Origin of the sequence: Collinsella sp. LCP19S3_F2 (genome assembly GCF_052121015.1) — a bacterium.
Lineage (GTDB): Bacteria > Actinomycetota > Coriobacteriia > Coriobacteriales > Coriobacteriaceae > Collinsella.
The window spans coordinates 119,668-146,038 of record NZ_JBQKFA010000002.1 but is presented as its reverse complement, the minus strand read 5'-3'; the positions used below and the strand labels follow the sequence as shown (position 1 = coordinate 146,038).

Sequence of the window (26,371 nt, the reverse complement as noted above, 5' to 3'; positions counted from 1 at the left end):
CTGCTTACAATCCGGCACTTGGGACCACTTCCGCGACTTACAAAGCCGCCTCTGGGCTGTTAATTCACCCCAGAGGCGGCTTTATAGCTGCACATCGGTATATAACTAGCACCCTATAGCAGACAAAAACAGGCCGCAGCCCATGGCAGCGGCCTGTTTAGAGTCCAAGAGAGGTGCTACGCGCTGTAGCCCATCGCTTGCAGAACAAACATAACGACCGTCAGCACCGTAATAACGCCGATAGTCGCCCAAGTGAGCACATTCCACACACGGCCGTTGCGGTTGGCGCCCATAATGTGTCGATCGGCGGCAATAACCACCTGAAACACCAGAACCACGGGCAGCAACACGCCGTTGATGACTTGCGAGGTCATCATAATCTGGAACAGGTCGACGCCGGGCATGAGCACCAGCACGGCAGAAATGCCAATGATTGCCGTAATGATGCCGCGATAGACCGGGGCCTCGTCCCAGCTGCGATCGGCACCGCGCTCCCAGCCAAACGCCTCGCAGATAGCGCTGGATGTAACGCCCGGCAGCACACAGGCGGCCAAGAAGCTCGCCGCAACCAGGCCCGAGGCAAACAGCACCGTGGACCACTGGCCCGCAATGGGCTCCAGCGCGCGGGCAGCGTCTGCAGCATCGCTAATCTGAATGCCCGCGGGGAACAATACCGTACCGGTCGTGATGATAATAAAACCGGCAATGACATCGGCGGCAATCGAGCCGCTCACGGTATCGATGCGCTGCAACACGATATCGTCCTCGCCCGCATTCTTATCGACCACGTTGTTCTGTGCCAGGAAAATCATCCAGGGCGCGATGGTGGTACCGATCGTCGCGACCACAAGCGACACGTAGCTGGGGTCATTTTGAATGTTGGGTACAACCAGATCGACCGCCACCTCGCCCCAACTGGGACCAGCCATAATTGCAGCGACAATGTAGGTCACAAACACGCAGCTCACCAGCAACAGAATCTTCTCGATGCGCTGGAAGCTACCCGACATGGTAAGCATCCAAACCATCAGCGCCACAAGCGGCACCGAGATGCTCGCCGGCACGCCAAAGAGGGCAAGGCCGCTCGCGATACCCGCAAACTCCGAAATGGTCACGGCTGTGTTGGCAATCAGCAGCGCCGCCATGGCCAGCACGCTCTTGCGCACGCCAAAGCGCTCGCGAATGAGCGAGGCCAGGCCCTTGCCCGTCACGCAGCCGCAACGCGCCGCGGTCTCCTGCGTCACGATGAGCAGCACGGTCATGACGGGAAGCATCCAGAGCATCTTGTAACCATAGCTGGCACCGGCGCTGGAATACGTGGCTATGCCGCCGGCGTCATTGCCCGAAAGCGCCGCCAGAAGGCCAGGGCCCATGGCACCAAAGATGGCCGCGATGGTCAGCTTTTGCTTGGTGCCCTGCTTTTGCTTGCTATTTTGCACGCGACCACCTAACCCATGACCGACATGGTGAGCAACACCGCAGCGGCACAGTACGCCACGCACGAGATCATGACGGCAATGACGTTCATGGCGGTACCCGACGTATTGAGGTCGTGCTCGTCACGCCAGAACAGCACCATCAGGTAAATCACAGCGCTCATGTTGCCAATCAGGCAGACGATAGCCGCGATGTTAAAGCAGCCGGTAAAGAGCTGCTCCTCAAGCATGGGCGCGTCGGGGAACGCCGTGGTGCGCACCAGCTGAGCGCACAGGTAGGTCACGAGCGACAGGATCAGGCCCATGCCCGTGCTCTGGAAGAAGAATCCCAGATACGGCTTGGGTTCATCGTCATGGCCGTCGTACTCCAGGAAGTAGTTCTTGACGAACGACACCATACGCGAGGCAGCCAGCAGCACGAGCGGCATGGCGCACATGGGGAACACCACCAGATGTGCGGAGCCCAGCGCCGTCCCCAGCACTGCCGCCATGATGCACGAGGCAATGCCCCACACGACAACCCAGTACTGGCGATGCACAAACCAGCTGAGCACATTCGTCGAGTCGTCGGACGCGCTATCGCCCGAGCCGACGCCTGCGATCTGCAGGTCCTCCTGGTGCTCCTCGGCGATAACGTCCATGGCGTCGTCGAAGGTCACAATGCCCAAGATGTGGCGGTTCTCATCGCAGACGGGGATGGCGACCAGGTCGTACTTGGTCATCTCGTCCGTTACGTCTTCCTGGTCCTCGTCGGGCGACACATAAACCAGGTCGCGGTAGGCCAGCTGGCCCAGCGTGGCGTCGCGGTCGGCCACGATCAGCGTGCGCAGCGAGAGCACACCGGTCAGCATACCGCTCGGATCCTCGGTATAGACGTAGTAGACGCTTTCGAAATCCTCGTCGAGCTTGCGGATCGCCTCGATAGCGTCACCGACCGTCGCCGTGGCAGGCAGGGAGACAAACTCCGAGGTCATAATGCGGCCGGCAGTGTTTTCCTCATAGCCCAGCAGGTTACGAATCGCCTTCTCCTCCTGAACGCCCATCAGGCGCAGGAGCTTCTCGGCCTTCTCGTAATCGAGCTCGTCGATCAGGTCGGCGGCGTCGTCCGGGTCCATCATGGCCAGCATCGACGACGCATCCGTGTCGGACAGGCCCTCGAGCATCTCGGTCATGAGCTCGTCGTCATCGAACTCCGAGATGGCCTCGGCGGCCTGGGCGGTGTCGAGCTGCGCGAACACCTGCGCGCGCAGGCGAGGATCGAGCTGCTCGATAATGTCGGCAATGTCGGCAGGATGCAGCTCGCCGAGCGTCTTATGCGACACCGACAGCTGGATGTTCTTAGTCGATCGATCGAGCAGGTCCATGTAGGACCAGGCGATGATGTCCTCGCCGAGCGGTTTGCCCAGGTGCTTCATAAAGCCCTCGACGACATGTTCAAGAGCGGGGCTGATTGCGCGCAGCAGACCGCGGGCACCAACTTCGGCACCCAGCAGGCGCAGCTGATTTTCGCCCGACATGGAAAACTTGATGTCGTTTACGCGCACAACCTTCATGCCCTGCGTGTCGACGATTTGTTTATTGAGCACGTCGCGCGCGAGCAAGAGTTCGGTCGGCTGCAGGTACGAAAAACGGATTTCGGTGGCCGACGTCTTAAGGTATACGCCCGTCTCGTCGATACGGTCGACCCATTTTCGCCAGCTGATCATAAACGGCGTCTTGCCGGGACCGCGGAACGCGAGCGACGTCACGTGCGGAAAAACTTCGCCGGTAGCAATGCCAAAATCGTTCACAACGCCGAGCTTTTCGCCATCGACGTCCAAGACCGGCAGCTTGAGCATCTCACTCAGATAATTCACTGGTGCTCCCCATCATTATTCCTTCGGACCGTGGCCATGCCGGCACGCCATCCGTGGACTTTTAGATATGTATACGCATGCGCGGGCGGCACACCGCTCGGCGCTCACACCCCGTGCATGCGCAAGAAGCACCTGCAAGGGGTCATCGACTGTATGGTCGAGGTTTGGATTTCACCTGCAACCTTTCTCTTGACCCTTGTTATCCGCAGTAACTATAGCATCAGCATCGCGCCGTGACGCCAAATTTATGCTCCAAACATCGCAGGCATATCAAACGCTGACGCATCCGTGACATAGTCGTTTAAGAACGTCCCCCATGACTAGTCTGCGGTGTCGTTATCTTCGGCGAGCTGGGGAAACACGGCGTTCTTGGGCATGGAAGTCTTAGTTAGCGAGGTGAGTTTTTTGCTCAGCGACGTATCCGTCTTCACCAAATCGCTCAGCGTCACGATCTTGTAGCCCTTGGCGACAAGGCCATCGATGATCTGCGGCAGCGCTTCGAGCGTCTGTTCGGAGCACTCGTCGCTATCGGTGAACAAAACAATGTTGCCCGGAGTCACCGATTCGAGCACTGTCGAAACCTGTTCGTCGGCGCCGTTGAGCAGCCAGTCGCCCGAATCGACATTCCACGAGACCACGGCAGACACCAGGTCCATCGCATCGATCCAGTTTTGCTCGTCAAACGCGGCATAGGGAGCACGCAGCAACATCGTCTCGACGCCGGTCGCCGACTTAATCGCCTCGGTGCCCTTCGTGATCTGCTTGCGCACCGCCTCGCGATCCTCGCCCTTGAGCGAATCATCGCTGTAGCTGTTGGAGCCGATCTCGCATCCGGCATCGACAATCGCTTTGGCAGTAGCGGGCGAGGCTTCCGCAGCATCGCCCAAAAGGAAGAACGTCGCCGTGACGCCCTTTTCCTTGAGCACCTGCAAGACCTGCTTGGTCGCGCCGCTCGGACCCTCGTCAAATGTCAGGGCCACGTACTTTTCGTTGCCCTTGGGCGCTACGCTCGCGCACTCGACTACACAGTCGGTGGCGGGCACGACCTCGCCGCGGTCCTGCGTCTTGCCCGACTGCTCGCCGACCCATACCTCGGAGCGGCCCCGAACGCCCCAGGTTTTAACGTATTCGATAGCGCCCGTGCCCTCGACCTTCAACTTGGGCTCAATGGTCGTGACCTGGACCTCGTGCTTCTCGTACGTGTCGCGGCCGTCTTTGACCGTCACTTTCTCGCCGCCCGTTAGCTCGCGGCTATTCCACTTGCCCTGCTTCACCCGTTTGCCGTCCACCTTCACCGACAGCTTTTCGCCGCCACGGCGGGTAAGCACGCTATCGTCGACAGCCAACAAGTCGCCGGCATCGTAGGTGTCGGTCAGGCCTTGATCATCGATAAGGTTCTGCAACGTGGAGCCCACACGCACCGAAGCCTGCTCCCCATTGAGTACAATGTCCACGCTGCGATTGACATAGCCCACGACGGCAGCGATAAACAGCACGAGCGCACAGCCGACAGCGATGAGCGCATAGGGCAGGCGGGACGGTCGGCGCGGTGAGCGCCCGTTGCCGATGCGCGCGCTGCGATCGCTAAACCCACGGCTATGGTTGAGGTACATCGCGCCGGGTTTACGGCGACGTCGACGCTGACCGCTGGGCAGCTGCCCCAGGTCGCGTCGCGCCGTCGGACGCGCACCCGAGCGCCCGTTTAAGTTAGATCCGTTTTGGCGCATGTGCCCTCCCCCATAAACACAGCGAGCCGGAGCAACATGTCTCCGGCTCGCCCCCCGTCATTTGGTACGTCGCTATTTGCTAGCTTTTGACGAGCCCCCGCTCGCCTTTTGATATTCGTCCTTAAAGGCCTTGAACATACCGCGCGTCTTGCCGAGCTGCTTGCCCAGTGCGCGACTGCCCTTGTCCACGGCGGCCGACCCCTTGTCATCGAGCACCTTGGCGCCCTTCTTGACCTTATCGCCCACCACGACACTGGCCTCGGCAGCCTTGGCGGCCGCGCCGCCCGAATACCCGAGCGACTTGACCTCGTCCGAGACGATCATCGCGCCGTTCTCGTAGCCGCGCAGCATCGCCGGCGGCATCTGTGTGTCGCCCACCAGCACACTCGAGGCAGTGCCGGCGGTCACGTAGAACGTCTGCACGATACCCGAACGCGGCTTGAACTCAACGTCCGAGCAGTAGCCCACGACATCGCCCGATTCCGTGCGCACGTCCATGCCAACCCAGATGATGCAGTCGTCCAGGTTGATATCGAGGCGCTTGGCCGCGGCGGCATCGTAGGTGCCCTTGACGTCGTCGACCGCGACAGCACCCTCATAGACGCCGATGGCATCGAGCGCCACAAATCGATCGGGGCGCTCGATCATGCCCGCGATATCGGACTGGCGAACCATAAAGCCCACCACGCGCGTACCGCCCGGGGTAAAGACCGGAAAGTGAATCTTGCCGAGCTTTTTGGGGCTGCGCGGCGTGCCGTCCTTTTTGGTGCGCTTGTCTTCGGCAGGCTTACGATAAACCTTGACGCCGACAAAATCCCCTGCGCGCATTATGCCTCGGTCGAGGGCTCCGTGGCCTCGGTGTCGGCCTCAGTGACGTTCTCGACCACGACGTCGGCAGCGGGCGTCACGTTGCCGCCCGAGATGGCGTCGTTGAGCTGCTCGCGAAGCTGGTCCATGCGCTCGCGGGCCAGGTCGACCTTGGCGCGCAGGTCATCGGTCTTGGCGTCGACCATCGGACCAAAGTCGTTGACCGCGGCACGAGCCTCCTCGGCACCGTGCTCGTAGGTGTCGCGCATGTTGTCCCAGGCATCGTTGGCGATATCGGCGGCCATGGCACGGGTCTCGGCACCCGAGCGCGGGGCCAGAGCAACGCCGATGATAGCGCCGGCGGCAGCGCCAAAGAGCGCACCGGAAACAAAGCTGAAAGTCTTTCCCATGATCATTCCTCTCCTGCGGGCACCTCGATGCCCACCGTTTGAATGCTGTCCATTATACCCGCAGCGCAACACTTGCCGTCGCGCTCATCTGCGTACGGTAAAAGCGCAGGTACATGATGGTGATAAGCGAGTGAGCCTACTCCTGCGGTATGGCAGGCATGGCCACCGTGGCGGCCGGGTCCTCGCCGGCGCCATCAACGAGCGGAAGCGCACCTTCCTGTGCGGGGCCTGCCGGAACCGTCGCCGCGCCACCGTAGACGGCAGCGGGGGCCTCGTGGCTCTCGGCGGTCGCGCCCTCGGTATCGATTGCCTCCTGCAGCTCATCGTCAAAGCTCGGGACACCCTGGGGCTCCGCGGGCTCGGACTCGACAGCTTCCTCAGCAGCTGCCTCGACGCCGGGTTCGGAATCGGCAGGAGCCTCGCCTTCGGCCCCGTCCTCGGCGTTTGCGGCGGCGATGGCCTCGTGCGGATCCTTGCCCTCGGCCTCGGCGCGCATACCCAGCACCAGGTTGCGCAGGCCCGCGACCGTGCCCTCCACGTCAGGGGCAGGCTGGTCGGCGTGCAGATAAGCCCAGTCCATCATAAAGGTCGCCGAAGACAGCGCGCCGATGGCCAGCGCGTCATCGGGGCATGAAAGCTCAACCTCAAAGACACGCTCATCGTGCTCGCTTACGCGGGTACGGCCGCACGAAATGCTGCCGGCGAGACCGGTCTCGTTCATGAGCTCCACTGTCACGTGCTCCAGCAGATGGCAAAGCTCGGTCTGGCCCATGCAGTCCTGGAATTCACGACCGGAATCGCCTAGGCACAGGTGCTTGGCAATCGCGGGCACCAGGTAGTACACGCGCGCCGTGGCCTCGATGTCCTCCGAGGTCATGAGCGGCATGCCGGGGTTCACCAGCACATGCGCGCAGATCTTGTCCTCGCTGACGGTGACCTTAAGGATGTTGAACAGGCCTGCCATAACTCTCCCCTACTCTTCCTTGCCCTACTCGTCGCCGTCGTGCGGGCCCGCAGAGCCCGCGCCCGGCGTCGCCGGCTTATCTGCCGAGGACTCGGAATCCTTCTTATCGGTTTCGGCCGGAGCGATCACGCGAATAAGCGAGATGCGCTGGCCACGCATCGACTGCACCTTGAACTTGTACCCTGCAACCTCAAACACCTCTCCGATGTCGGGCACCGAGTCGCAAAGTTCCAAAATCCAGCCGGCGATGGTCTCATAATCATCGCTTTCCTCGAGCGGCCAACCAAGCTCAATCGCATCATCGCACGAAAAACGCCCATCGACGAGCCACTCACGGCGCGAAAGACGCGTGAGGTACTTGTTGTCGGGGTCGAACTCGTCCTCGATCTCGCCCACGATCTCCTCGACGATGTCCTCGATGGTAATGATGCCAGCCGTGCCGCCGTACTCGTCCACGACCACCACGATCTGGTCGTGCGAAGTCTGCATCTCGGACAGCAGCGGCAGGATGTCCTTGGTGTCGGGCACAAAGGTGGCGTCGCGCAAATAACCGGCGATGGGCTGGTCGCCCTCGCCGTCGAGCGAGGGCTGAATCAGGTCCTTGATGTGCGCGATGCCCGCCACGTTGTCGGGATCTTCGTGATAGACGGGGATGCGGCTAAAGCCGGTCTGGCGCATAGTGGACAGCACGTCGGCGACCGTCTCGTCGTCCTCGCACATGGTGGTGTCCACGCGCGGCACCATGACCTCGCGGGCAACGGTATCGCCCAGGTCGAAGATCTCGTGGATCATACGCTTTTCCTCGTCGAGCAGGTCGTCCTGCTCCGAGACCATGTACTTAATCTCTTCCTCCGAGACGTTTTGGCGATCGTCGGCGCTCTTGATGCGCAGGATGCGGGCCAGACCATCGGAGCAAGCACCAGTCAGCCACACGAGCGGACGGGCGATCTTTTGGAAAAACGACAGCGGCCCCACGACCTGCTTGGACACGCCTTCGGCATTGGCCAGACCAATGCGCTTGGGCACAAGCTCGCCAATCACGATGGACACGAAGGCGACCGCAACGGTGATGATGACCGGTGCCAGTCCGCGCGCGATGGCAGAGAGCGGCGCTATGCCAAAGCTCATGAGCCACGTGGCGAGCGGGTCGGACAGGCTCGTCGAGGCGACGGCGGACGAGGCAAAGCCCACGAGCGTGATGGCGACCTGGATGGTGGCGAGCAGCTGGTCGGAGTCGGCGGCCAGCTTAACGGCGCGCTCGGCGCGTTTGTCGCCTTCCTCGGCCTCGTGCTCCAGCACGGCGCGCTTTGCCGTGGTGAGCGCCATCTCGGACATAGAGAAGTAGCCGTTGATGAGGGTCAAAACGAGGGTGGTGATAAGGGAGATGGTTATGTCCATCGGGAGTTTCTCGAACCTCCAAGATTCGGGACGTTAGGTAGCAAGCGTAGATAACGGATAGGGCAGTTGCGTCCGGCGGCCGCTTGGATGGGTCCGCAGGCACAGACGTGATCGCTAGATTACGAAGAGGATCACCGCCATGAACTGGAAGATACTGCCGGCGAGCACCCACAAGTGAAACACACTGTGCAGGTAGCGCACGTTTTTAGCGATGTAGAACGGCACGCCCACGGTGTAGCACACGCCGCCGACAGCGAGCAGGGCAAGTGCCACGGGGTTGAGCAGCGACACGAGCTCGGGCAGCTTAAAGACGACGAGCCAGCCCATCAGCAGGTAGACCAGGCCGCTTACCCAGTGCGGTTGACGCTCGCGCATAAAGCACTCGAGGGCGATGCCGATAATGGCGATGGCCCATACGGCAAAGAACAGCATAGGGCCGCCATCGTTTGCCAGTGTGATGAGGCAAAACGGCGTATAGCTGCCGGCTATGAGCAGGTAGATGCAGCTGTGGTCGATGATGCGAAACACGCGCTTGGCGCGTGCGGGCTGAATCGCGTGGTAGAGCGTAGAGGCTAGGTATTCGAGGATAATACTGACGCCATAGACAATCGCCGCGGCCATGTGAGCCGGGCCTCCGCCGCGAAGAGCGGCAAATACGATCAGGAGCACCAGGCCCGCGATGCCCAGCAGGCAACCGACACCATGGGTGACGGAGTTCATGATCTCCTCACCCACCGTGTAGTGTGGAACGGCCGCGGTCTTGGGTCGCGGCTTAGAACTGTCGCTCGAATCGGACATGCCGGTTACATCCTCCAACGTAAAGAGTTCTCAACACTATATCAAAGCGTCTGGGTACGTGCGAAATTTGCACCATACGTGACCCCTTGTTTACCCATTCTTTGCTTGTTGACGCATCAACGGCGAACAATCATGGTTGGTTACAGCGCTGGAGGACCGTTTTGGCTCCCGCCTTCGGAAGTATGCGGCAAAATCTGGAACTGCCGACCAGACCGCAGTTTTACCAACAATTTATCAGGGGTTTTGTTGCCAAAAAATGTCGTGTGCTCGGCGGTCTCGAAATTTGCCGCATACTTCCGGAAAGCCGCCCGTGAGCGCTGTGCTCGCGAGCGGCTTTTGCTCGAATTACGCCACAAAGGCGCTTATATTGTCCAATAGCTAGGCGCTATTTGACCTCGATAAGCTCGTACTTGCTCGTGCCCAGGCCGATCTTCTCGGCGTGCGCGATGCACGTGCGCCAGTCGGTGTCGGGATGCGTGATGCAGAAGGGGTCACGCGCCTGCTCGCCCTCCAGATGCTCGTGGTTATGCTCCATCTTGGCCGCGCTATCGGTGAGCTCGGTGTTGGGCAGCGGCTCGGACGCCATGACGGCATCGGCACAGGCCTGGTCGATGGCGACCGGGTCGAAGCTCGCGAACATGCCGATATCGTTGACGATGGGCGTATCGTTTTCGGGATGGCAATCACAGTTGGGGCTGATATCCATGGCAAGCGAGATGTGGAAGCTCGGGCGGCCGTCGACGACGGCCTTGGTGTACTCGGCGATCTTGCAGTTGAGCACGTCGGCCGCGGCGTCATAGACGGGCTTGATGGCGTCCTGGTTGCACACGCCGATGCAGCGTCCGCAGCCCACGCAGCGATCGTGGTCGATGGCAGCCACGTGCACCGTGCGAGTAGCGCCGCTGGCAAGCTCGCGCTCGCGGGTGTCGTCGAACGAGATAGCGTTGTGCGCGCAGATCTTTTCGCAGGCACGGCAGCCAATGCAGTGCTCGGTCGCAACGTTCGGCTTGCCGGCGGCATGCTGCTCCATCTTGCCGGCACGGCTGCCGCCTCCCATGCCCAGGTTCTTCATGGCGCCGCCAAAACCGGCCTGCTCATGGCCCTTAAAGTGGGTGAGGCTAATCACGATATCGGCATCCATGAGTGCCTGACCGATCTTGGCCTCGCGCACGTACTCGCCGCCCTCGACCGGGACGAGCGCCTCGTCGGTACCCTTGAGGCCGTCGGCGATGATGATCTGGCAACCCGTGGCATACGGGGTAAAGCCGTTCTGATAAGCGGTGTCGATGTGCTCGAGCGCGTTTTTGCGGCTACCGACATAGAGCGTGTTGCAGTCGGTGAGGAAGGGCTTGCCGCCCAGCTCCTTCACGACATCCGCGACGGCGCGGGCGTAGTTGGGGCGCAAAAAGCTCAGGTTGCCCAGCTCGCCAAAGTGAATCTTGATAGCGACGAACTTGTTCTCAAAGTCGATCTGCTCAATACCGGCGCGGCGGATGAGGCGCTTGAGCTTGTCAAGCTGGCTCTCGCGAGCATGCGTACGCAAGTTGGTGAAGTACACCTTAGCGGGTGCTGCGGGTGAAGTTGCGGTCATATATATCCCCTCGGTCTATATTGCGTTACAGACATAGAGGATGGTACCCGTTAAAGCGGGGTCAATGTCAAGTACGGCGCCTAGTCATTGGGGACAGACTTAAATGACTGAAACCACTCATTGGGGACGGACTTAAATGAGTGCCTCGCCACCTGGAAGCTAGGGACGTTCCTTTCCTGCCGGCAGCCAGGGACAGTCCTTTCCAGCTGGCTGGCGAGCCGCCGAATCGGCAAAGACTGTTCCCCGTGACTAGTCGTTTAAGAACGTCCCCAATGATTAGATAGCTAGGCGTGGGATTTGGCGCGTGCGAGGGCTAGGCCTACGGCAGCGATGGCCGCGGCAAAGAGCACCGTGACGCCCAGATCGCAGGCGATGTCTCCCAGCACGGCGGACGTCAGATCCGCGGCGAGCGCCTTGCCGATCGCGTCGTTCACCCAAAACGTCGGTACAAAGTGCGCCACCGTCTGCACGGCCGGGCCCATCAGCGACAGCGGCATCCAGGCGCCGCCCAAAAACGTCATGAGCATGCCGAGCAGGTTACCCACACCGTTGAGCAGCTCCTCGCGCGCGCCCAAGCCCGACAACGCAAAGCCAACGGCCAGCGGCGTGCACGCCAGGGCAAACGTCGCCGCTAGCGCCAGACACACGCGGTCCACGCCGACCTCGGCGACCGCGCCGGCAAAGCCCACGACGCCCATCATGCTCGACACAAACCAGATGCAGACGGTGATCACGGCAGCGGCCGCAAACACGGCAAGGGAGCGCTGGCGCTCGGAGATTGGGCCGGCCTCCATGCGGCGCACGCGCTCGGGTTCGTTCATGCCCGAGAACACCAGCCCCACCGACACGATGACCGACGAGATAATCGCGTACGCGCCAAAGTTGAAATACGACTCAAGCGTGGCGGCGGCTGTCGAGTCGACCTTGACCTGCTCGATCTCGACCTCCGCGCGCTTGGCGGCGGCATGCTCGGCGGCCTTGGCGACGTCACCGTCGGAGGCAGTAGGATCAAGTGCGGCCGCAGCGCCCGCGAGCGAGATCCAGCGCGAGGCCTCGGCAGACGAAAGCGCCGCCGCCATGGTGCCGGCACCGTAGGTCACATCGAGCTTGGGCAGGGGCTCCCCCGCTCGGGCGGCTGCAACGAGGTCGTCCTCAAACCCCTCCGGAATAAAGAACACGCAATCGGCGCTACCCTTGGCGCTGTTGCTCTTGGAGAGCGCGTCCGCAAGGTCGTAGGTGTCCTCGCCGATACCCGTGACCAGATCAAAGCGCGAGCCCAGGTGCTTGGTAAGCGCACGCGAAAGATCGCTGTTGTCGCGGTCGACCACGATCACGTTGGTGTCGTAGGGCTCGTACTCGGTGAGCTGCGACGAGTTCCAGCTCACCGAGGCCGCGATGAATACGCCCATGAGCGAGATGAACACCGTATAGATGAGCAGGTAGAACGGGTGCGCCAGCGCCATGCGAAGCGCAGTCTTAAAGGTGCTCATAGCGGCTCCTTCCAAAGATCAGCGTGGCGGCGGCAACGAACAGCAACGCCATAAGGACCAGCGCGCCAGCGCGAACGGCAAAGGGGCCCAGGTCCTCAAAGAAATACAGGCGGTTGAACATGTCGCAGATAAGCTTGACGGGGTTGAGCCAGCACTCGGCCGGACAGGCGCGGGCGACGTCGTCGGCAAGCGCCATCGCCGGCTCGCCGTAGAGGCCGGCGAACAGGGCGCACGTGGTGGCAAAGCCCGTGAGGATGCCCGACTTGGACGCCTTGCCGCCCTTAACGGGAAGCGTGCCCACAAAAAGGCCCAGACCCGTCGCGGCAAGCGCGGACACGGCGCCACCCACCAGACACAGCCCCTCGCGCCCGCCAAAGCCGACGCCCACGACCAGGCGCACGTAGCCGATCGCAATCGCCATCGAAGCAAAGGAGACCAGCCACGAGCCCACAAAGATACCGGCCAGCGATGCCGTCTTGGAAAGACCGCCCACGCAGCGACGCGCGCCAAGGCCCGACAGATTGGGCTGCAGGTCGACGACGCTCAAGGCGGCAAACTCGGCAGACATCATCGCGACCAGGCCAAAGAGCGCGTAGTAGTAGATGACCGTGCCATCGGGCGTGGCACGCGTCAGGCTCACACGGCGAGTGCCGCCCTCAAGCGACAGGGCGCGCGCAACCGCCTCCGGGTCGGCGAGCGCCGCCGGGTTGTCCTGGGCAATCTGGGACATGAGCTCGGCATTTTGCGTATACGAGCTTGCCACCGTCTCCAGGATGCTGCGGTCGGTGAGCACCGACGTCGCACGCGAGCTGTCATAGCTCGAAAGCAATGTGAGTTTGGGCGTGCCCGCGGCATCGACCGCATAGATGCCCGCGACCTCCCCGGCCTTAAGAGCACGGTTCGCATCGACTGCGTCGTCGAACTCGTGGATCTCGAGCAGTTGGTCGTCGCCTTCCTTGGCAAGCGACGTCGCCACGTCCTTAAAGGTCGAGGCGCCCCAGGCCTCATCCGCCACGACGGCCACCGGCACCGGGTCGACCGTGCCGTCGGAGCTCAGATTCGCAAACATAAACATGAACATCGTGGAAAGCGCGACGGGAAAGATCGCGCCCCAAACCCACGTGCTCGGCCGGCGCAGCAGCGTCTTGACCGTAATGATAATGGTGTTGAACATGGCCGCCCCCTAGTCGCGCAGCTCGCGCCCGGTGATCTCGAGGAACACGTCGTTGAGGGTCGGCGGCTCGCTCCACACGCGGCCGAGCGCAACGTCGGCGGCGCGCAGCGTGTCGAGGATGTCAACCAGGTTGTGCGGGCTCGCTTCGCAGGTGCAGACGAGCTCGCCGCTGGACAGCTCGACGCCGAGCACGTGCTCGAGGGCGCGCAGTCGCTCGACCGTGGCGAGCTCGACGGCGCCGACCTCGACGGTCACGCGCTCGCCCATCTGAATCATGCGCTTGAGCTCGTCGTTGGTGCCCTGCGCCAGCACGCGCCCGCCGTCCATGATCATGATGCGGCTGCAGATCTGCTCGACTTCCTCCATGTAATGGCTGGTATACACCACCGTGGCGCCTTCGTCGCGCAGGCGGCAGATGCCCTCCAGGATGGCGTTGCGGCTCTGCGGGTCGACCGCCACCGTGGGCTCGTCGAAGAAGATGAGCTCGGGCTTGTGCGCGATGCCGCAGGCGATGTTGAGGCGACGCGCCAGACCGCCCGAGAGCTTGCCGGGGCGAAACTTGGCAAAGTCGCCCAGCCCGACAAAGTCGATGGCCTCGTCGACCAGCTCGCGACGGCGCTTGCGGTCGTTGACGTAGAGGCTGCAGAAATAGTCGATGTTCTCGCGCACCGTGAGCTCGTCGAACACCGCCACCTGCTGCGGCACCACGCCGATGCGGCGCTTGAGGTCGTAGCGGGCGGGCGTCATGGGCTCGCCGAACAACTCGATGGTGCCTTTGTCGTAGGCGAGCAGCTGCAGAATGCAGTTGATGGACGTGGTCTTGCCCGAGCCGTTGGGGCCCAGCAGGCCAAAGATCTCGCCGGGGGCGATGCTCAGATTAAAGTGGTCGAGCGCGATAAGATCGTCGTAGCGCTTGACGAGGTTTTCGACGTGGACGATGTCTGTCATGAGGTGGCCCTTCTGTTGATTTCGGCCCGGTACGATTGCATCATCGCAGGAGCCGCCAGCGCGCGCCAGTGAGCTTTGTCACGAGTGCGGCGGGGGCGGGCGGGAGGAATGTCACGGTTGCGGCACCTGAGCAATCGTCGCGCGCACCATCGCGTACAATACCCGTATGAACAGGCTATTCGACAAATCGATCGTGCTGGCGTGCTGTATCGCGGCCGCTCTGGGCCTTGCTGTGGATGCTTGCTTGGTCGCGGCGTTTTGTCTTGGCGTCGTAGTCGCCTCGCTTACGGAAATTGCGCAAGGCGAACGTGCCCGCCGTGCAAGCGAGGCAGCGAGCTACGTTTACATCATCGCGGCCGTCTTCATACCGCCGTTTGTGCCGTTTGCGCCCCTCGCCCTCTATGACATCGCGCGATACGTGCGCCGTGAGCACGCCTGGGTCGCGCTGGGCGCCGGCGCCATCTTTGTCTGCGCACTCGTCGCATATGCCCACGCCGGCGCGCTTCCCACCCGTGCGCTGCTGTTGACCGCCATCCTTTCAGTCGCCGCCACCTTGCTGTCTCTGCGCACCGCTCAGCTGGAGCGCGAGCAGGAGCGCGTGCGTCGCACCCGCGACGAGCTGCAGGAGCGAGCCCTCGCGCTCGAGGCGCGCAACCGCGACCTTGCCGACCGCCAGGACTACGAGGTCGAGCTCGCAACGCTCGCCGAGCGCGCCCGCATCGCACGCGAGATCCACGATAACGTGGGGCACCAGCTCACGCGCGCCTCGCTGCAAACCGAGGCCCTACGCGTGGTCCACGCCAACGAGCCCGGTGTCGCCACCGACTTCGCTGACGTCAAGCGCACCGTGGACGAAGCGCTTCGGCTCGTGCGCTCGAGCGTCCACGCGCTCAACGACAACGCGGCGAATCTCTCCGTACAGCTCGAGCGCATCGTGGAGGGCGCGCGCTCAGATGGCGGGCCGCAGATTGAACTTGAGGTTTTGGTCGAGCATGCGCCCGCAAATGTCGCCAACTGCTTTGCGGCGGTCCTGCGCGAGGCGCTTTCCAACTCCATACGCCATGCTTGCGCCCATACTGTCACCGTACGATGCATGGAGCATCCGTCGTTTTACCAGCTCATCGTTACCGACGATGGCGCAGGCGGGGCTCAAGCAAGCGGCCGCAACGTCACAGGAGGCATGGGGCTCGGCTCCATGCGCGAGCGCGTCGAGGCGCTTGGCGGCACCTTCACCGCCGGCCCGCGCGCCGGCGCCGGCGGCTGGCGTGTGTTTGCCACCGTTCCCAAACAGCAAGGAGATGAGGGCCGATGAGGCTCATCGTTGTCGACGACGACCGCTTGGTGGTCGATTCGCTCAAGATAATCCTGGGCGCCCAGCCGCAGATCGAGGTGGTGGGTACCGGCGCCGACGGCAACGACGCAGTGGCTCTTTATGCCGAACACGCGCCCGATATCGCGCTGCTCGACATTCAGATGCCGGGGCGCGACGGGCTTTCGGCGGCCCGCGAGATCCTTGAGCGCGACCCTGCGGCGCGCGTGGTATTTCTGACGACATTCTCGGATGACGAGTACATTGTGTCGGCGCTCAAACTGGGTGCCCGCGGCTACCTGATCAAAACCGATGTCGCTGTCATTCCGCCGGCGTTGGCCCAGGTCATGGACGGCAAACGCGTGCTCGAGGGTAAGGCGATCGAGGATATCAACTTTGATGGGGCGGGCGTCGAGGTGGGCACGACCCGCCGGCCCGCGGCCTTCGTCAGCCTGACCGACCGCGAGTTCGAGGTCGCCGAGCTCATTGCCCGCGGCCTCGATAACAAGGAGATTGCCGCCACCGCCTATATGGGCGAAGGCACCGTGCGAAACCACATCAGCTCAATCCTGGCCAAAATGGGCCTGCGCAACCGCACCCAAATCGCCATCGCCTACCTGCGAGGGTAGTTGCCCGAAGACCGACCGCCCCGACATAACAAAATGTCTGCTATCTATTTAATGCCATTTCAAAACTATGCCGGTTTACGGGGCCAAACTCAGGACCCCCATCCATACCCGCGTTTTCTGTAAAATGACGGCTCGTCTACCTGCGGTTTTATTTTCACGAATATCAGCATGGTTGGGGACTCGTGACTCAGCCCCGTAAACCGGCCTAGTTTTGTCCGAGCGGCCACGTCAAGTGTCTCCGCAAGCCGCTTCAAGCCAAAAATGATCCGTTTTCCTCCGTCCCCAAGGGATCAGCCGGAACCGCTCCACGAAATCGGCCCATCTACTACGTTTAACTCGATACCCCTGACCATACCTTCGTTTTGAGCAAAACCGCAGGCGTTCTACCTGCGGTTTTGTTTTCGCGTTTTTTGACATGGTTGGGGGTAAGGGACTAAACGTAGTAGATGGGCCGGTTTCGTGGCGAGCCCTCCTCGCCTACGCACAAAAGCGCCGCCACGGAGGAGGGTGAATCCTCCGTGGCGGCTGGGGGTGGGGGGGGTGGGGCTATGTTCTGGCTCCCCGCCGGCCGCCCGGGGCCTTTTGGCCCCGGGCGCCGCCAGCGTGCCTAGCGTTTACGGATACCCCAGACCAGGGCTCCGACGCCGGCTATGGCGATAACAAATGCCATGAGCAGTGCGGCGGTCTGCTGGTCACCCGTGGTGGGCAGGAAACCCTTGACCGTCTTGACGATGTTCGTCACGGTCTTGGGCGTGCCGGGATCGGGCGTCGGCACGGGCGTCTCGGGCTTCTTGTACGTGTTGTTGAACACGATGCCCTCGACGCTCTTGTCGCCCTTGGTAAAGGCGACATTCGCCTTGAGGTTGCCCTCGCCGTCATCGGCCACGTTGACGGTCGCGGTAAAGACGGACTTGTCATAGGTCATACCGGCCTCGTCGCCCTTGACCTCGCTGATGGTGTAGACGTACGTACCGGGCTCGTCGTACTCGAACTTGTCGAAGTTGATCTTGCCGTCGGCATCGTTGGTGACCGTAGACTCAATGTCCTCGCCAACGAGCTTAAAGCTAAACTCGTCCTTCTTGAGCTCGCGTCCCTCGAGCACCTTGATGGCACCGATGGAGACCTGCGTGGGCATGGCATGATACTTGTTGGTAAAGCCAGCCGACTCAGTAGTTCCCTCGAGCTTGTGCGTCGCGGTCAGCGTGCCGTCGCCGTTGTCGGAGACGGTGGTCACGACGGTGTAGGTCGTGCCGTCATAGGTGACGCCCTTGTACAGGCCGAGCGCGTTGGGGCAAGCCTCGCGCAGCATGTACGTGTGCGCGCCAGGTGCCTCGTAGCGGATCGGGCTCAGCGCGACGGTGCCATTGGCGTCGTTGGTGCCGGTCGCGACAACCACGCCGTCCTCGAGCAGCTCAAACGTGAACTCGCCTGCTGCAAGGTCGCGTCCGGTCAGACGCTTGACCGTCTTGACCTGATCGGTCACCACAGAATCGGTAGGCGTCACGCTGTAGGTGTTGGTGAACGTGAAGGCAGCGCCGTCGTCACCCTCGCGCACGACCTTCAGATGTCCGGCACCGTCGTCAGTCACGGTGTAGGAAACCTTACGCGTGGCGTTGGCGTCGTTGGTCACGCCAGGGGCGCTACCGGACTCGGTCACCGTGTAGGTAAAGGTGTGCGAGCGCGGGGCGGTGGGGGCTGCGGGCTCGGACTCGCCGCCGGACTCGTCGGCATTGGCATCATCGTCGACGTCGGCCTCTTCAGCCTCTGCCTCGTCGGCCTCGGCTTCGTCAGCTTCGTCTGCCTCAGCCTTATCGGTCGCATCATCCGTCACGCCCAAGGCGCGGTTGAGGTCCTCGAGCGTAAAGTGGATCTTGCCAAAGTCCACGTTGCCGGCCGCGTCGTTGGTTGCGGCCGTGCGCTCGGGCATCGGGGCGCCCGCCTCATCGGCGGTCACGGTAAAGGTGAACTTACCCGTGATATCGGCCGGGGTCAGGCCCTCGGCAGCCTGGAGCTTCTTGGCGCCGGCAAGTGCGGCATCGACGGCCTCGGCGCCATAGACGTTCTCGAACACGGGCTCGGTGCCACCGTAGTCAGGCTTCGCCGTCAGAGTGCCGTCGCCGTTGTCGACGACGATGACCTTAAAGCTAAAGCTCGACTTCGCGGCAGTAATACCCTTTGCTGCGAGCGGGGACGTGTACTCAAACGCCGTGTAGTTGATAGTCCACGCAAGCTTGGCATCCGTGTCGGTACGGATGGCGCGTTTGGCGTTTACCAGGTCGGCAAGCATCTCGGTCGTGTAATGCAGCGTGCCAAAGCTCACCTGGCCGTTAACGTTCCACGCCGTAGTGCCGTTGATGGCTTCCGTCTCACCTGCATAGGCAATACCGAAGCAGAACTCGCCGTCGGCCATCGGACGACCGGTCAGGGTCTTGGTGGCGACAATCTGCGCAAGCTCGCCGCCCGGGTTATCGGTCGATGCGTGGTAGCTGTTGGTGAACGAGACCAAGGCGCTCTCGACCTTATTCTCGCCGCTCTTGTGGACCGCCACAGGCGTGCCATTGGGTCCGCCAGAAACGGTCGTCGTAGCGGTGAGCGTACCAGCGCCATCGTCGGCGATAGCGATCGTCACGGTGCGCACGGCCTCGTCGTAGGTGTAACCGGGCTGGCCATCGTTCTTCTCGGCAACGGTGTATGTAAAGGTCTTGCCCGCGTCAGCCTGCGTAAACTTGACCTCATGGCCAGCCAGGATGTCGATCAGACCAACCGTTGCCTCTGCCGTTGCAGGGGACTTGTACACGTTGGCGCCCTCGTGCAGGCCGAGCGCGATGGCCGAAGCCTCGTCGGCGGGCGTCACGGTAAAGGTGAACTGACCCTCGGTCATGGGACGTCCGTAGAGGGTCTTGCTGAGCTTGAGGCCGCCGGCCGCGGCGTAATCGAGCTCAGAGCGGTACGTGTTGGTGAAGCGGCCGCTTTCCTTCTTGGTGACGTTGGCGGTCAGGGTGCCGTCGCCGTTCTCGGTCACGGTCACTTCGGCGGTTGCGACATGCGCGTCATACGTCATACCGGCCGCGCTGCCCTCGTTCTCACGGATCTCGTACTTGTAGGTTCCGGCAGCCGTGTAGTGGATCTTGCCAAACTTGATGGCGGCGATGCCATCCTCCGCGTCCTTCTTGCTCACGGCTACGGTTGCCGGGTCGGGCAGTGGGGTGCCCTCGGGGGCCGTGATGGTAAAGCTGAACTTGTCTGCATCCGTCCAGTCGCGGCCGTCAATGGCCTTGCTCAGGTCAAAGTCGAGCTCTTCGTCGAGCGGGGTCACGCTGTAGGTGTTCTTGAACTCGACGGGCTCGTCGTCCTTCAGGACGTGCTCGGCCTTGAGGGTGCCGTCGCCGTTGTCGGTGATGGTGGTCTCAACGGTGTACTTGGCGTCGCTGTAAGTGACGCCCTTGCTGGTGGTTCCGCCGTTGACCTCGCGCAGTGTGTAGGTGTGCTTGCCGGGCTTGTCGTACTTCACGGCGTTCATCGTGATCTTGCCTTCGGCATTGTTGGTGCCGGTGGCGACGACCTTGGCGTCCTCGCCCTCGCCCTCGACGAGCTCGAATCTAAACTCGCCAGCCTTGAGGTCGCGTCCGGTCAGGACCTTGGTCGCGGTGATCTGGTCGGTGACGCTGGAGTCCTTGGGCGTCACGTTGTAGGCGTTCTTGAACTCGGCGGGCTCGGTGCCCTTCAGAACATGCTCGGCCTTGAGGGTGCCGTCGCCGTTGTCGGTGATGGTAGTCACGATGGTGTAGGTCTTGCCGTCGCAGGTGATGCCATTGGCGGTGGTTCCACCGTTGGCTTCGCGCAGCGTATAGGTGTGCTCGCCGGCCTCTGTGTACTCGATGGGGCTCATCGTGATCTTGCCGTCGGCATTGTTGGTGCCGGTGGCGACGACCTTGGCGCCCTCGCCCTCGCCCTCGACGAGCTCGAAGGCGAACTCGCCTTCCTTGAGATCGCGCCCGGTCAGGACCTTGGTCGCCTTGATCCGGTCGGTGACGCTGGAGCTCTCGGAGGTCACGCTGTAGGAGTTCTTGAACTCAATCTTCTCAACATCCTCGGCGCCCTTCAGCTTATGCGTGGCCACAAGCTGGCCCTTGCCATTGTCGGCGATGGTCGTCACGACGGTATAGACGGTTTTGTCGTAGGTGATGCCGCCGGCATTGCCCTTAACCTCGCGCAGCGTATAGATGTGCTGACCAATCTTGGTGTACTTGATAGCGCTGAACGTAACCTTGCCGCCAGCGTCATTCTTAACGGTCTCGACAACCGTCGCGTCCTCGCCCTCGCCCTCGACGAGCTCAAAGGAGAACTCATTGGCCTGGAGCTTATGGCCGGTCAGGACCTTGGTGACTGTAATCTGATCGGTGACGCTCGACTCGGCGGGATTGGCGGTGTAGGTGTTCTTGAACTCGGCCTCGCCCGAGGTCTTCTTCACGGAAGCCTCGAGCTCGCCCCTTGCGTTGGGCTTCACCGTCACGGTGAACTCCGCAACGTTCTTGCTGTAGGCGATGCCATGGACCGTGGTTCCGGCATGCTTCTCGCTAACCTTGTAGACATACGTGCCCGGCTTGTCATAGGCAATCTCGCCAAAGCTAATGTCCGCATGGCCCTTGGTCGCAACCGCAGTCGTGGATTTGGGCATCGGGGCGTTGTCCTCGGACGTCAGGTCAAACTCAAACTTGTCCTCGTCCGTCCAATCGCGGCCCTCGAGCACCTTGGTCAGGCCAAAGCTGGCCTTGGTATCCACCGTTGTTGGCGTCATATCAAGCGCAAAGCTAATCTTGCCGTTGTTGCCCAGATAAACATTGACCTTCGTCGCGCCGGAAACAACCTTCGTGTTGTTCCACTGGGGATTGATTACGTCGTGTGCAGTGTCCGTCGGGTTTCCGCCCACACGCTCCTTGGTGGTGTGGAGCTGATTGATAAAGGCGAGGCGCGCGGTGCCAGCCTTAATCGACCAGTGATCGTCATCCTTTACCAAAGCGCCTTCAAAGCTTTCGAGCTCGCTTCCCTTAACCGGGATCGAAACGGAATCATCGTACGGCGCGCCCGACGAGTTCTGCGCCATAAACTCATCTTTGTACCAATAGGTCTTAGAGCCCGAAGGCTTTTCCGTTGCAAGCTTGGTGCAAGCTGCGTCCGTATAGACGGGCGTTAGCTTTTGGAAGTAGTAGTAGCTGTTCGTATCAGCAGGCTCAAAGCTCGCGACCGTATCGCCCGCATCGTCGCCGGTCCACTTGTTGGCGTAGAAGCTAACGGTATTGGAATCGGCGTCCTTGTGCTCGTTGATGTAATCCTGCAGTCCCGGTACGTTATTGGGAGTAAACAGGTTTTTGCGTGCAACAGCCTTTACGCTCGATGCATATGCAACGCGGATGGGCGAGATGGCATCCGTGGAGTCAACCACAAACGTGCCCGCCGACTCGTCAACGGTAAAACGGCGCAGCGGAATGAGCGATGCAGGGACCTTGACCGTCACGATGTCACCGCGCTGAGGGTTTTTCTCGTCCGCACGGTCGACCGTGATCACCAGGTGAGCGAGCTCGCCATCAAACGTATAGGTATCGATATTGCCATCGGTCGACTTGTGGGCGGCGCCATAGGTCTTGCCGTTGTACTCGGCACCGGTAAACCCGTCGACCTGCATGAAGGCGCCCAGCTCGTCCTCGAATGTGACGTAACCGGAGCCGTTGGGATTGTTGCCCTCGACCTTGGTCGGGAAACCCTTGCCCGACGTAATGGCACTCGAGATGTCCTTAAAGACCTGATCAAGCTCGGCGGCGTTGGTTGCCGACTTGTAGTAGCTGGCACCGGCAACGGGGTTGCCAAAATTGACATTCCACTTCTTAGTTCCAAGAAAGCCATAGCTTACGGACGATGTGGCCTCCGGATAGTTACTCGACACGGCATGCATGAACTTATTCTTATTGCTCGTGTCGTTGCTTGTTGGATCGTCGTCCGGTTTCGCACCGTTGAAGATACCGATGGTATAAATGGTCGCCCCACCGCTCTTTATGGTCTTGGCGGTATTGATGGCGTCCTTAGCAACCTCAGCCTCAAAACCATTAGAACTCGTAGGAGAGCCGTCCGTAAAGAATACGACGATCTTCTGGGCGTCTTCACGACCAGAAGTGATGCCCTTGGCCAGGTCCATGCCAATGTCGGCACGCGTGGCACCGGCGGGCTCGATGGATTTAATCGTGCTCCTGAGACTCTCTGCGCCCCCATCCTTACAGGCCGTGAGCTCCAACATGGTCTGCGAGTAGTTATAGCCGTCACTATCGGTATCATTACCGACCTTATCGCTCCTCTTACCCGCAAACTTTACGATGGCAACCTGGTGCTGCTTGTTCGCATCCTCAATATTCTTGTTTTGCTCGGCAATAGTGCCAATAAAGTGGCTGGCAGCACTCTTGAGTGCATCGATGCGCTTAGGGGACCCTTTACCGCCCATGGACTCATCCATCGAGCCAGAGGCATCGAGCACGAGAACGATATCGAGCGGCTTAGTGACCAGCGACGTTGTATCGGATGTCGAAGACATCGCCGAAAGCGTGGTCAAAAAGTCCGATTTCCCGTCATCGATTGCCTGGACCGTCTTGTCGGTCCAGATTCGGCCGACATGTTGGGTCGATACTTTATTGCCGCTATGGCCAGCCTCCCAGATTTCCCAGCGGCCGCTGGTATCGGGGTCGACGACCTTTCCGCTCATTGTCGGTCCGTCCATTCCGGTGCTGGACCTGGCGTTGGCCTCGGGCAGCATGGCAAATGCTGCAGCCGGCAATACCAGCACTACGGCCAGTATCACCGCCAAGAGACCCCTCGTGTACTTACCCATCGCGTCTCCCTTCTCGCAGGCTCAGACCTTGCATCAGCCTAAAGTTACGGAATGAGACACAATTTGAGCAGGTGACACACGTTCCAGATTCGGTTTTGAGCGTGAGACAAATGTCTCACCAAAGTTGAGACACGGGATTTTTGCAGGTAAACGAATGCGAATGAGGACCGGCGGGCATTTTTGCCCCACCGGCCCCTATTCCAGCGCTACTCCGGCTTGGTTTCTACCGTGGGAGTCTTGTCCGCCGCGACTGGAGTGCGCGCGGTGTCCATAGTCAGGCAGTGCTTGGGGCAGCTCTCGATGCACTCGCCACACACCACGCAAGCGTACGGGTCGATCGACCAGGTACCACCCTTGCGATCGACCGCAAGCGCGCCCGCCGGGCAGCGACGCGCGCACATACCGCAGCAGATGCACACGTCCATATCGTTGACGATATGCCCGCGCAGGCGCTCGGGCACCGTCAGCTCCTCCTGCGGATAGCACACCGTGACCGGTTGCTTGACCATAGAGCCCAAGGCCGTCTTGGCAAATGTCAGCAAACTCATGCCGCGCCTACCTTTCCGTGCAACTAATGCAGGGGTCGATGGTCAGGATAATCATGGGCACGTTGGCAATGAGCACGCCCTGCAGTGCATGCGTCAGGCCCGCCAGGTTTTGCGACGTCGGCGTGCGCACGCGGAAACGGTCCAAATTCTTGGTGCCGTTACCGCGCACATAGTAGTACGCCTCGCCGCGCGGTTGCTCAATCACAACCTCGCCGCGTGCGCCGTCGGCCGGCGTAAGCTTGGTGCGCCCGCCGATGCCGTCGTGCGGAATCTTGCCCACAAGCTCCTTAATGATGCCCATGGCCTGCGTGACCTCGGCGCAACGCACCTGGCAGCGGGCATAGCAGTCGCCATCGGTAGCAACGACGGGCTCAAACGCAGCCAGGTCCGCATAGGCACCGTCGCCAAACATGCGCACGTCGTAATCCACGCCCGAGGCGCGCCCAAACGGACCGACCATCGACAGGTCCAGCGCGTCTTTCTTGCTGATCACGCCCACGCCATGCAGGCGCTCGCCGCAGCTGTCGTCGTCCAAAAAGGTATGCACCAGGGCCTCGTAGTCGGGGCGCATGGCGTCGAGCGTCTGGACAATGCCCGCCAGCTCGGAGTCCTCGATATCGTGCTTAAGGCCGCCGATCTCGTTAATCGACAGAATCACGCGACCGCCACACGTGCTCTCAAAGATCTTGAGAATCTGCTCGCGCAGGGTCCACGAACGATAGAACAGCGCCTCGAAGCCAAAGGCATCGGCGAGCAGGCCCAGCCACAGCAGGTGCGAGTGAATGCGCGAAAGCTCGTGCAAAATGGTGCGAATATACTGCACGCGGCCAGGCACCTCGATATCGAGCATGCGCTCGCAGGCGCTGGCATAGCCGCAGCTGTGACCCACGGCGCAAATGCCGCAGATGCGCTCGGCGATGTAGCCAAACTGGTGCATGTCACGCTTTTCGGTGAGCTTCTCGAGTCCGCGGTGCACAAAGCCGATCTGAGGAATAGCCTCGATAACGCGGTCGTCCTCGAGCACCAGGTCCAGGTGAAGCGGCTCGGGCAGCACCGGGTGCTGCGGGCCAAACGGAATAACGGAGCGATGTGCCATGGACCTTACGCCTCCTTTTTCTGCTTATCGCGGGCGGCTTTGGCGGCAAGCGCCGCGCGAACCTTGGCCGCTTTCTCTGGATCCATGGCAGCGAGCTTTGCCTCCATCTCGGCAGCCTTGAGCGCGACCTTGGCGGCAGCCTCGTCATGCTGAGCATCGGAGCCGGCAGCCGTAGCGGGCTGAGCGACGGCAGCGCCCGCAGCATCGCCAGCGCCCTCCCCCGCAGCGGCCGCGGCAGCGGCGGCCTTCTCGGCCGCGGCCTTGCGCGCCTTGGCCTCGGCGGCGGCACGGACCTTCATGGCCTTCTCGCGCGCAGCCTTAACCTCGGGCGTGATGACGCTCATGGGCTCGGCAGTCGAGACCTGGTAGAAAAAGCCCTTAAAGTCAATCTGCATGTCGGTAATGGCAAGCCCAAACAGGTCGTGTGCCTCATTTTCAAACGGGAACACCGCAGGGTAGTACGAGCTGATGGACGGAATCTCCTGGTACTGGTCGATGCCCTCAACCACCAGGTTCTCAATCGCATAGCTGCCGTCCTGCGCGATCTGCTCCTGGGCAGCACGAACGTTGATGAACGTATAGACCAGGCGATACGTGCCGTCGTCCACATTGCGCTCGGCGTGCATCTGTACAAAGCGGGCACCGGAACCCTTGAGCGCCTGGACATGCGACAGCAGCGCATCGAGCTCGACGGTGGTATAGATTGCCTTTTGCATTACTCGGCCCCCTTTGCAGCGGCGGACGCGGCGGATGTCCCAGCAGATGCGTCGCCAGCGGCGGGCGCGTCGCCGGCCTCAGCCGGGGCCACAAATCCGTCCTCGCCCAGCTCAACACCACCATCCCAGGTAGCGGCCCCGCCCACGGTAAGCGGGTCGCCGCCGGCGCGCATCACGGCCTCCTTCTGGTCCAGGATGCCGCACGCCTCCACAATGGCGTCGATAACCGTCTCGGGGCGAATGGCGCATCCGGGCGCGTACACGTCCACGGGAATTGCGCGATCCACGCCACCGATCACGTTGTACGCATCGCGGAACACGCCGCCCGAGCACGCGCAGATGCCGCACGCCACCACGCACTTGGGCTCGAGCATCTGGTTGTAGATCTGGCGCACGACGGGCAAGTTCTGGGCGTTGACCGACCCCGTCACCAAAAAGATGTCCGCATGTTTGGGGTTGCCGGTGTTGACCACGCCAAAGCGCTCCGCATCGAACAGCGGCATGAGCGAGGCCAGCACCTCGATATCGCATCCGTTGCAGCTCGAGCCGTCGTAATGAATAACCCACGGCGAGCGCGACATTTTATGATCCATGGATGCC

General features: G+C 61.6%; 19 protein-coding genes. 2 read left to right on the top strand and 17 right to left on the bottom strand.

The genetic code is table 11. The features are described 5' to 3' along the window. Window positions 1-176: 176 nt before the first annotated feature. From ACTQX9_RS02295 to ACTQX9_RS02240, 12 genes are all read right to left on the bottom strand, one after another. On the bottom strand, window positions 177-1,373 hold the full coding sequence (locus ACTQX9_RS02295; protein WP_427747655.1) for an Nramp family divalent metal transporter: 1,197 nt from the start codon (window positions 1,371-1,373) through the stop codon (window positions 177-179). 74 nt (window positions 1,374-1,447) lie between these two features. Beyond that, a complete protein-coding gene (locus ACTQX9_RS02290) occupies window positions 1,448-3,292 on the bottom strand; it encodes a magnesium transporter (protein WP_427718082.1) in 1,845 nt (614 codons plus the stop codon). Between the two features lie 320 nt (window positions 3,293-3,612). Next, on the bottom strand, window positions 3,613-5,019 hold the full coding sequence (locus tag ACTQX9_RS02285; protein ID WP_441540367.1) for a polysaccharide deacetylase family protein: 1,407 nt from the start codon (window positions 5,017-5,019) through the stop codon (window positions 3,613-3,615). Between the two features lie 72 nt (window positions 5,020-5,091). Then, window positions 5,092-5,847, bottom strand: a complete 756-nt coding sequence (locus ACTQX9_RS02280) for a PRC-barrel domain containing protein (RefSeq protein WP_441540366.1) — start codon at window positions 5,845-5,847, stop codon at window positions 5,092-5,094. Next, window positions 5,847-6,236 carry a YtxH domain-containing protein gene (locus ACTQX9_RS02275; protein ID WP_154516595.1) on the bottom strand — a complete coding sequence of 130 codons (390 nt, stop codon included), beginning with the start codon at window positions 6,234-6,236 and terminating at the stop codon, window positions 5,847-5,849. The genes ACTQX9_RS02280 and ACTQX9_RS02275 overlap by 1 nt, the downstream gene beginning before the upstream one ends. Before the next feature lie 136 nt (window positions 6,237-6,372). Beyond that, window positions 6,373-7,200 carry a cyanophycin synthetase family protein gene (locus ACTQX9_RS02270; RefSeq protein WP_427718075.1) on the bottom strand — a complete coding sequence of 276 codons (828 nt, stop codon included), beginning with the start codon at window positions 7,198-7,200 and terminating at the stop codon, window positions 6,373-6,375. Between the two features lie 24 nt (window positions 7,201-7,224). Further along, window positions 7,225-8,598 carry a hemolysin family protein gene (locus ACTQX9_RS02265; RefSeq protein WP_154516597.1) on the bottom strand — a complete coding sequence of 458 codons (1,374 nt, stop codon included), beginning with the start codon at window positions 8,596-8,598 and terminating at the stop codon, window positions 7,225-7,227. 114 nt (window positions 8,599-8,712) lie between these two features. Then, window positions 8,713-9,396, bottom strand: a complete 684-nt coding sequence (trhA, locus tag ACTQX9_RS02260; protein ID WP_427747617.1) for a PAQR family membrane homeostasis protein TrhA — start codon at window positions 9,394-9,396, stop codon at window positions 8,713-8,715. 385 nt (window positions 9,397-9,781) lie between these two features. After that, the gene (locus ACTQX9_RS02255) at window positions 9,782-10,987 is read right to left on the bottom strand and encodes a DUF362 domain-containing protein (protein WP_441540365.1); all 1,206 of its coding nucleotides are present in this window, start codon (window positions 10,985-10,987) and stop codon (window positions 9,782-9,784) included. 284 nt (window positions 10,988-11,271) lie between these two features. Then, the gene (locus tag ACTQX9_RS02250) at window positions 11,272-12,477 is read right to left on the bottom strand and encodes an ABC transporter permease (protein WP_441540364.1); all 1,206 of its coding nucleotides are present in this window, start codon (window positions 12,475-12,477) and stop codon (window positions 11,272-11,274) included. After that, entirely contained in the window at window positions 12,464-13,651 is a 1,188-nt protein-coding gene (locus ACTQX9_RS02245; RefSeq protein WP_441540363.1) for an ABC transporter permease, read from the bottom strand. Before ACTQX9_RS02245 ends, ACTQX9_RS02250 begins: the two co-directional genes overlap by 14 nt. Before the next feature lie 9 nt (window positions 13,652-13,660). Continuing rightward, window positions 13,661-14,599: an ATP-binding cassette domain-containing protein gene (locus ACTQX9_RS02240; RefSeq protein WP_441540362.1), complete on the bottom strand. Its 939-nt coding sequence runs from the start codon at window positions 14,597-14,599 to the stop codon at window positions 13,661-13,663. A gap of 166 nt (window positions 14,600-14,765) precedes the next feature. On the opposite strand from ACTQX9_RS02240, the gene ACTQX9_RS02235 reads away from it, so the two are divergent. Together ACTQX9_RS02235 and ACTQX9_RS02230 are read left to right on the top strand one after the other, a co-directional pair. Continuing rightward, a complete protein-coding gene (locus ACTQX9_RS02235) occupies window positions 14,766-15,911 on the top strand; it encodes a sensor histidine kinase (RefSeq protein ID WP_441540361.1) in 1,146 nt (381 codons plus the stop codon). Next, window positions 15,908-16,537 (top strand): response regulator, encoded by a 630-nt coding sequence (locus ACTQX9_RS02230; RefSeq protein ID WP_441540360.1) that lies wholly within the window; start codon window positions 15,908-15,910, stop codon window positions 16,535-16,537. The genes ACTQX9_RS02235 and ACTQX9_RS02230 overlap by 4 nt, the downstream gene beginning before the upstream one ends. Window positions 16,538-17,144: 607 nt before the next feature. On the opposite strand, the gene ACTQX9_RS02225 is transcribed toward ACTQX9_RS02230, so the two are convergent. The 5 genes from ACTQX9_RS02225 to ACTQX9_RS02205 form a co-directional block, all read right to left on the bottom strand. After that, window positions 17,145-23,411, bottom strand: a complete 6,267-nt coding sequence (locus tag ACTQX9_RS02225) for a Spy0128 family protein (protein ID WP_441540359.1) — start codon at window positions 23,409-23,411, stop codon at window positions 17,145-17,147. Window positions 23,412-23,617: 206 nt separating this feature from the next. Next, a complete protein-coding gene (locus ACTQX9_RS02220; protein ID WP_427718046.1) occupies window positions 23,618-23,959 on the bottom strand; it encodes a 4Fe-4S dicluster domain-containing protein in 342 nt (113 codons plus the stop codon). 7 nt (window positions 23,960-23,966) lie between these two features. Further along, window positions 23,967-25,055 (bottom strand): hydrogenase large subunit, encoded by a 1,089-nt coding sequence (locus tag ACTQX9_RS02215; protein ID WP_441540358.1) that lies wholly within the window; start codon window positions 25,053-25,055, stop codon window positions 23,967-23,969. A gap of 5 nt (window positions 25,056-25,060) precedes the next feature. Continuing rightward, window positions 25,061-25,771: an NADH-quinone oxidoreductase subunit C gene (locus ACTQX9_RS02210; RefSeq protein WP_441540357.1), complete on the bottom strand. Its 711-nt coding sequence runs from the start codon at window positions 25,769-25,771 to the stop codon at window positions 25,061-25,063. Then, a complete protein-coding gene (locus tag ACTQX9_RS02205) occupies window positions 25,771-26,364 on the bottom strand; it encodes an NADH-quinone oxidoreductase subunit B family protein (RefSeq protein WP_441540356.1) in 594 nt (197 codons plus the stop codon). The genes ACTQX9_RS02210 and ACTQX9_RS02205 overlap by 1 nt, the downstream gene beginning before the upstream one ends. Window positions 26,365-26,371 lie beyond the last annotated feature (7 nt).

Bases quoted from the DNA above. Each gene is read 5' to 3' on its own strand.
- ACTQX9_RS02295 (WP_427747655.1), bottom strand. From the start codon at position 1,373: ATGGGCCCTGGCCTTCTGGCGGCGCTTTCGGGCAATGACGCCGGCGGC.
- ACTQX9_RS02285 (WP_441540367.1), bottom strand. From the start codon at position 5,019: ATGCGCCAAAACGGATCTAACTTAAACGGGCGCTCGGGTGCGCGTCCG.
- ACTQX9_RS02280 (WP_441540366.1), bottom strand. From the start codon at position 5,847: ATGCGCGCAGGGGATTTTGTCGGCGTCAAGGTTTATCGTAAGCCTGCC.
- ACTQX9_RS02275 (WP_154516595.1), bottom strand. From the start codon at position 6,236: ATGGGAAAGACTTTCAGCTTTGTTTCCGGTGCGCTCTTTGGCGCTGCC.
- ACTQX9_RS02270 (WP_427718075.1), bottom strand. From the start codon at position 7,200: ATGGCAGGCCTGTTCAACATCCTTAAGGTCACCGTCAGCGAGGACAAG.
- ACTQX9_RS02265 (WP_154516597.1), bottom strand. From the start codon at position 8,598: ATGGACATAACCATCTCCCTTATCACCACCCTCGTTTTGACCCTCATC.
- trhA (WP_427747617.1), bottom strand. From the start codon at position 9,396: ATGTCCGATTCGAGCGACAGTTCTAAGCCGCGACCCAAGACCGCGGCC.
- ACTQX9_RS02255 (WP_441540365.1), bottom strand. From the start codon at position 10,987: ATGACCGCAACTTCACCCGCAGCACCCGCTAAGGTGTACTTCACCAAC.
- ACTQX9_RS02250 (WP_441540364.1), bottom strand. From the start codon at position 12,477: ATGAGCACCTTTAAGACTGCGCTTCGCATGGCGCTGGCGCACCCGTTC.
- ACTQX9_RS02245 (WP_441540363.1), bottom strand. From the start codon at position 13,651: ATGTTCAACACCATTATCATTACGGTCAAGACGCTGCTGCGCCGGCCG.
- ACTQX9_RS02240 (WP_441540362.1), bottom strand. From the start codon at position 14,599: ATGACAGACATCGTCCACGTCGAAAACCTCGTCAAGCGCTACGACGAT.
- ACTQX9_RS02235 (WP_441540361.1), top strand. From the start codon at position 14,766: ATGAACAGGCTATTCGACAAATCGATCGTGCTGGCGTGCTGTATCGCG.
- ACTQX9_RS02230 (WP_441540360.1), top strand. From the start codon at position 15,908: ATGAGGCTCATCGTTGTCGACGACGACCGCTTGGTGGTCGATTCGCTC.
- ACTQX9_RS02225 (WP_441540359.1), bottom strand. From the start codon at position 23,411: ATGGGTAAGTACACGAGGGGTCTCTTGGCGGTGATACTGGCCGTAGTG.
- ACTQX9_RS02220 (WP_427718046.1), bottom strand. From the start codon at position 23,959: ATGAGTTTGCTGACATTTGCCAAGACGGCCTTGGGCTCTATGGTCAAG.
- ACTQX9_RS02215 (WP_441540358.1), bottom strand. From the start codon at position 25,055: ATGGCACATCGCTCCGTTATTCCGTTTGGCCCGCAGCACCCGGTGCTG.
- ACTQX9_RS02210 (WP_441540357.1), bottom strand. From the start codon at position 25,771: ATGCAAAAGGCAATCTATACCACCGTCGAGCTCGATGCGCTGCTGTCG.
- ACTQX9_RS02205 (WP_441540356.1), bottom strand. From the start codon at position 26,364: ATGGATCATAAAATGTCGCGCTCGCCGTGGGTTATTCATTACGACGGC.